General features: G+C 70.1%; 7 protein-coding genes, 1 tRNA gene and 1 pseudogene. 6 read left to right on the forward strand and 3 right to left on the reverse strand.

Annotated features, from left to right (window positions below; translation table 11 throughout):
• The 5 genes from GJ634_RS13855 to GJ634_RS13875 all read left to right on the forward strand — a co-directional run.
• Positions 1–403: M20/M25/M40 family metallo-hydrolase (locus tag GJ634_RS13855; RefSeq protein WP_157503462.1), on the forward strand; the 403-nt coding region annotated here is incomplete at its 5' end.
• A gap of 63 nt (positions 404–466) precedes the next feature.
• Positions 467–649, forward strand: coding sequence for an LSM domain-containing protein (locus GJ634_RS13860; protein WP_157503463.1), 183 nt, complete (start codon positions 467–469; stop codon positions 647–649).
• Complete coding sequence (locus GJ634_RS13865; RefSeq protein ID WP_059057211.1) at positions 646–822, forward strand: 50S ribosomal protein L37e; 177 nt, start codon at positions 646–648, stop codon at positions 820–822. The genes GJ634_RS13860 and GJ634_RS13865 overlap by 4 nt, the downstream gene beginning before the upstream one ends.
• Before the next feature lie 231 nt (positions 823–1,053).
• Complete coding sequence (purF, locus tag GJ634_RS13870) at positions 1,054–2,523, forward strand: amidophosphoribosyltransferase (RefSeq protein WP_157503464.1); 1,470 nt, start codon at positions 1,054–1,056, stop codon at positions 2,521–2,523.
• 42 nt (positions 2,524–2,565) lie between these two features.
• The gene (locus GJ634_RS13875; protein WP_157503465.1) at positions 2,566–3,324 is read left to right on the forward strand and encodes a hypothetical protein; all 759 of its coding nucleotides are present in this window, start codon (positions 2,566–2,568) and stop codon (positions 3,322–3,324) included.
• On the opposite strand, the pseudogene GJ634_RS13880 reads toward GJ634_RS13875, so the two are convergent.
• Positions 3,318–3,880: pseudogene (locus GJ634_RS13880) on the reverse strand (DUF420 domain-containing protein). The gene GJ634_RS13875 and the pseudogene GJ634_RS13880 overlap by 7 nt on opposite strands.
• Before the next feature lie 121 nt (positions 3,881–4,001).
• Here GJ634_RS13880 and GJ634_RS13885 point away from each other — a divergent pair.
• Positions 4,002–4,086 (forward strand) — tRNA-Leu (locus tag GJ634_RS13885).
• A gap of 213 nt (positions 4,087–4,299) precedes the next feature.
• On the opposite strand, the gene GJ634_RS13890 is transcribed toward GJ634_RS13885, so the two are convergent.
• The gene (locus GJ634_RS13890; protein ID WP_157503466.1) at positions 4,300–4,719 is read right to left on the reverse strand and encodes a helix-turn-helix domain-containing protein; all 420 of its coding nucleotides are present in this window, start codon (positions 4,717–4,719) and stop codon (positions 4,300–4,302) included.
• Positions 4,720–4,822: 103 nt separating this feature from the next.
• Positions 4,823–5,446: helix-turn-helix domain-containing protein (locus GJ634_RS13895; protein ID WP_157503467.1), on the reverse strand; the 624-nt coding region annotated here is incomplete at its 5' end.

Here is a 5,446-nt window from a genome sequence, read left to right on the forward strand (position 1 = left end):
CGACCTCGACCCGGACGTCGCGCTCGTCGCGGACGTCACGCACGCCGCCGACAACCCGAGCTACCCGAGCAGCCACGCCAGCGAGATCGAGTTGGGCGGCGGGCCGACGGTGACCCGCGGGGGAGCGAGCCACCCCGAGGTCGTCCGCGCCGTCCGAGCGGCGGGCGACGCCGAAGACATCGACGTGCAGGTCGAGGCCATGTCCACGACGACGGGGACGGACGCTGACACGTTCTTCCGGGCGCGCGGCGGCATCCCGACGGCGGCCGTCGGCATCCCGAACCGGTACATGCACACGCCCGCGGAGGTCGTGGACACCGAGGACGTCGAGGCCGCCGCGGACCTGCTGGCGGCGTTCGCGGTCCGGGAAGCCGACCGCGACTCGTTCGCCGTGGACGTCTGAGCGTTCTCAGGGTGGCGGGCACGGTCCGGTACGCTTATAGACGCGACACGTCCCGGTTGGTGTATGAGCGGCCGACCACTCGACGTACTCGAGGAGTCCCTAGAGGAGACCGTCACGGTCCGACTCAAGGACGGCGAGGAGTTCACCGGCGTCCTCACGGGCTACGACCAGCACATGAACGTCGTGCTGGAGGGCGAAGACACAACGATTATCCGTGGCGACAACGTCGTTACCATCAAACCATGACGGGAGCTGGGACCCCGAGCCAAGGGAAGAAGAACACGACGACGCACACGAAGTGCCGCCGCTGCGGCGAGAAGTCCTACCACACGAAGAAGAAGGTCTGTTCGAGCTGTGGCTTCGGCAAGTCCGCGAAGCGCCGGAGCTACAACTGGCAGGGCAAGACCGGCGACAACTGACGGCGCCGTTTTCTCCTGCGTCTCTCTCGGCCCCGTAGCGACGCACTCGTTCCTCGACTCGCAGTTCGTTCCGGAGCCGCTGGAGCAGTTGCTGTACCGGCAGCCGCGGTTTTGTGATTCGGTAACACGCCAGTCGATGATGAACACATTCGTGCATACAAATGTAGTGAGCGGGGGCGAGTTCGACACGGTTGCGGAAGTTTTACCCTGCCTGCCGGGGTAGGAGCGTCCATGTCACCCGGGCGCGAGGACGGCCCCGAGTTCGACCATCCCACGGAGAAGTGCGGCGTCGTCGGCGTCTCCCTCGCCGAGCGCGACGCCGCCTTCCCGACGTACTACGCGCTGTACGCGCTCCAACACCGCGGGCAGGAGTCCGCGGGCATCGTCACCCACGACGGCTTCCAGCAGCACCAGCACGTCGGCATGGGCCTCGTCGGGGAGGCCTTCGACGAGGCCGACATCGAGGGGCTCGTCGGGAGCGCGGGCATCGGGCACGTCCGCTACCCGACCGCGGGCAGCGTCGACAAGTCCTGCGCGCAGCCGTTCTCCGTCTCGTTCAAGGGCGGCGCGCTCGGCCTCAGTCACAACGGCAACCTCGTGAACGCAGACGAGATCCGCGACGACCTCGCGAGCAGCGGGCACGCGTTCACGAGCGACGGCGACACCGAGGTCATCGCCCACGACCTCGCGCGCAACCTCCTCGACGAGGACCTCGTCGCCGCCGTCGAGACGACGATGAACCGCGTCCACGGGTCGTACTCGCTGACCATCATGCACGACGACACCGTGCTCGGCGTGCGCGACCCGCTCGGCAACCGCCCGCTCGTCCTCGGCGAACTCGACGACGGCTACGTACTCGCCAGCGAGTCCGCCGCCATCGACACGCTCGGCGGCGACCTCGTCCGCGACGTCCGCCCGGGCGAGCTGATCGTCCTCCACGAGGACGGCGAGGGGTACGACTCCCACCAGCTCGTCGAGGCCGAGAACACCGCGAACTGCTTCTTCGAGTACGTCTACTTCGCGCGCCCGGACTCGGTCATCGACGACGAGCTCGTCTACGAGGTGCGACGCGAGCTCGGCCGCCAGCTCTGGGCGGAGAACGGCGTCGACACGGACGTCGTGATGCCCGTCCCGGACTCCGGCCGCGCGTTCGCCTCCGGGTACGCGGAGGCCGCGCAGAGCGACGGCGCCACCGTCGAGTTCGCGGAGGGCCTGATGAAGAACCGGTACGTCGGCCGGACGTTCATCATGCCCACGCAGGAGGCGCGCGAGCAGGCCGTCCGCCTCAAACTCAACCCCATCAAGTCCACCGTGGAGGGCCGCACAGTCACCGTCATCGACGACTCCATCGTCCGCGGCACCACGAGCAGCCAGCTCGTCGACCTGCTCCGGGAGGCCGGCGCGGAAGCCGTCCACGTGCGCATCGGCGCGCCGCCCATCAGCGCGCCCTGCTACATGGGCATCGACATGGCGACCCGCGACGAACTCATCGCCGCGGACAAGACCGACGGCGAGATCGCCGAGCAGATCGGCGCGGACAGCCTCTCCTACCTCTCGCTGGACGCCGTCACGACCGCGATCGGCCGCTCGGAGGCGGACCTCTGCGCGGGCTGCGTGACCGGCGAGTACCCCTACGACATCCCCGGCGAGGCGGCCGACCGCGACATCGACCGGCCGGTCGGCGCGTCCGCCGACGACTGACCGCACGCGAGATTTTTACGCGGCGCGGCCGACCCGCCGGATATGCGCCCAGCCCTCCACGTCGCCGCAGTCGCGCTGGTCGTGCTCGCCGGCTGTAACGGGGTCGGTCCGGCGCCCGGCACCGAGCGCCCCCCGGAGCCGACGTACCCGCCGGGCGTGACCGCCGACGGCGTCTCGAACGCCACCGCGCTCGTCGACGCCCACCGCGAGCACGTCGTCGCGCACGGCGCCGTCGTCAGGTCGAACAGCACGACAGCGATACGAATCGCCGGCGAGGTCCGGGCCGTCGAGACGACCGCGACGGCTCGCGCGACGCCCGACCTGACGCGCATCCACGTCGTCTCCCGCGGCGTCCGAGTCAGCGGGAACGAGACGACGGCCGGGCGATTCGAGGTGTACGCCAACGAGACGACCGTGCTGCGGCGGATGCAGTACGGCAACGAGACGTCGGTTCGCGCCGAATCCCGCGACGGCGGCGCGCCGCTGGTCGTCGAGCGCGTCGTCCAGGCTCAACACCTCCGCGGCGCGCTCGACAGCCTCGAGTTCGCGGTGGTCGACACCGAGCGCCGGGACGACCGGACCGTGACCACGCTGTCGGCCGACGAGACGACGCTGAGCGGGGACGCGCCCTCGCGGAACGCCGCCACGCTCGAGGTCGCGGCGAGCGGGCGCGTGCTCTCCCTGTCGGTCACCCGCGACCGGAACACGACGACGCCGGTCGGGCGGCGGACGCTCGACGTGACGTGGGCGGACGCGACGACCGTCGAACCGCCGGAGTGGGTCCAGACCCGGCGTCAGTAGAGCACGTACAGCAGGAGGTAGACGACGATGCCGAGCGCGAACGACACCAGCCACAGCGACGCCGCGACGCGGCCGACCTTCGCGTGGCTGGTCGCGGGAATCTCGGAGAGCGGGCGCGTGCTCGCGAGCAACAGCGCGTAGTACACCAGCGGAATCGAGACCATCGCCAGCCCCATGTGGACGACGAGAACCGGGAGGTAGACGAACGTGTAGACGGCCTCGGGGCCCGCGAACGACGTCGTCCCCTCGACGACGATGCGGTAGAGGTAGAACGCGAGGAACAGCGCGAACAGCAGCGTCGACGCCACCATCGCGCCCTTGTGGCGGTTCACGTCCCCGTCCCGGATGGCGCGCCAGCGACGGTGATGGTGACGATGGCGGCCGCGCTGAGCGCCGCGTTCAGCGTCGGGAGGAAGTCGAGGAACGCCTGCGGCGCGTGCGGGACCGCGGAGGCGGGGACGAACCCGCGGACCGCGGCGATCACGAGCGCGAGCGACGCCGCCGAGAGCACCGCGGTCAGCGACCCGACGTGCCGCCGCGCGAACCCGTCTGTCATGGGCGACGGTTCGGACGCCCGCCCCATAGCGGTTTCCGTGTCGGCGACTCGCAGGCGACGGCCAAATCGTAGGGGTTTTAATTGGTCGGCGGGTACGGTGGGTTGCAAACGCACGTAGCGAGCGTGGGTAGCCAAGCTAGGCCAAAGGCGCAGCGTTGAGGGCGCTGTCCTGTAGAGGTTCGCCGGTTCAAATCCGGTCCCACGCATCGCTCGGGCGGCGCGACGCGCCGCCGAACGCCGAGACGGCTTCGCCGTCGAGGCGAAACGGCGATGCACGGTGATATCCCCTCTGGGACATCACCCACGCACAATCCTGCTGTTCCAACGTCCGACAGCGGCGGCGCCGTCGGTTCTCCGAGCGGATCGTCGAGGAAGAGTCTCAGTTCTCTGTTTCGACGGACAGCGACGCGGCCGGCCGGTCAGTCGTCGGCGACGTGCCGGGTGGACAGGGAGTTCGCGAACGTGGCGCTGGGTTCGGTGTCGGCGTGGTCGACGGTGAGCGCGACGCCGCTCTCGTCGACGGAGAGGGTGACGTCGTCGACGCCGCAGTCGTACTCGCTGACGTGCTTGCCGGAGCGGCGCACGCGCAGGGATTCCTCGAGCAGGCCGGCGTCCGCGAGGATGTCGACCTTGCGGTAGGCCGTCGACTGCGGGAGGTCGCAGCGGGCGGCGATCTCGTTGACGGTGAGCGTGGCGTCGCGGGTGGCTTCCAGAATCGCGCGGCAGTCGGCGTCGTCGAGCGCGTCGAGGACGCTCTGGACGTCCTCGGCGTCGGTGTGCGTGGTGGGGCCGTCGTCGCGGTCGGTGCGGATGCCGGCGGGCAGCTGGCTCTGGCTCATATCTCGTAGGATGGACTCCGGGGGGAGGAGTGTGGGACCCTGCTATCGAGGGGGGTTTAAGTACGCCCGGGCGAGCAGGGGGCTCGGTGCCGAGCGGAGCCGGTCACGACCCCTCCTCGAGGACGTCCGCGAAGAGCTTGCGCTGGGCGGCGGCGAGGTGTTCGGTGAGCGTCGACGCGGTGATGTCGAGCTCGGCGGCGACGTCGGTGGCGTTGGCCTCGCGCGGCTGGGCGAAGTAGCCCATCTCGTAGGCGGTCCGGAGAGTCTCGAGCTGGCGGTCGGTGAGCTTCCCGCGGTCGACGAACACCGAGTCCCGCGGGGCGCCGCCGGTGGGCGCGCGGACGAGCCGCTGGATGTCGACGTCGCGGTAGCGGTCGCGGAACTCGCCGACGATGGTCTGGAGCTGCTCGAAGCTCTCGGCGTGGAAGACGACCTCGAGGTCGCCGGCGTGCGCGAAGAAGCGGTCGACCGGCGTGTCGAACTCGCCGAGGCAGACGCAGGGGCAGTCGGCGTCGGCGTCGTGGGCGACGCGGTAGAGGTGGCGGTCGGCGTACTCGAACACCGGCTCGCCGTAGTCCTCCGGGACTGCGTCGGCGTCGACGAGGAACTCCGTGACGCAGTCGGCGCCGTCGGCGGCCGCGACGCTCGTGGAGACGTCGCTGATGGTGGTGTTCGCGCGCTCGGAGAGGTCGGCGACGGGGCAGACCGCGGGCGCGGGGAACTCGAC

The sequence above is a fragment of the Halobacterium sp. CBA1126 genome (assembly GCF_009741975.1).
In the GTDB taxonomy this organism is placed as follows: Archaea; Halobacteriota; Halobacteria; order Halobacteriales; family Halobacteriaceae; genus Halobacterium.

Bases quoted from the DNA above. Each gene is read 5' to 3' on its own strand.
- purF (WP_157503464.1), top strand. From the start codon at position 1,054: ATGTCACCCGGGCGCGAGGACGGCCCCGAGTTCGACCATCCCACGGAG.
- GJ634_RS13865 (WP_059057211.1), top strand. From the start codon at position 646: ATGACGGGAGCTGGGACCCCGAGCCAAGGGAAGAAGAACACGACGACG.
- GJ634_RS13890 (WP_157503466.1), bottom strand. From the start codon at position 4,719: ATGAGCCAGAGCCAGCTGCCCGCCGGCATCCGCACCGACCGCGACGAC.
- GJ634_RS13875 (WP_157503465.1), top strand. From the start codon at position 2,566: ATGCGCCCAGCCCTCCACGTCGCCGCAGTCGCGCTGGTCGTGCTCGCC.
- GJ634_RS13860 (WP_157503463.1), top strand. From the start codon at position 467: ATGAGCGGCCGACCACTCGACGTACTCGAGGAGTCCCTAGAGGAGACC.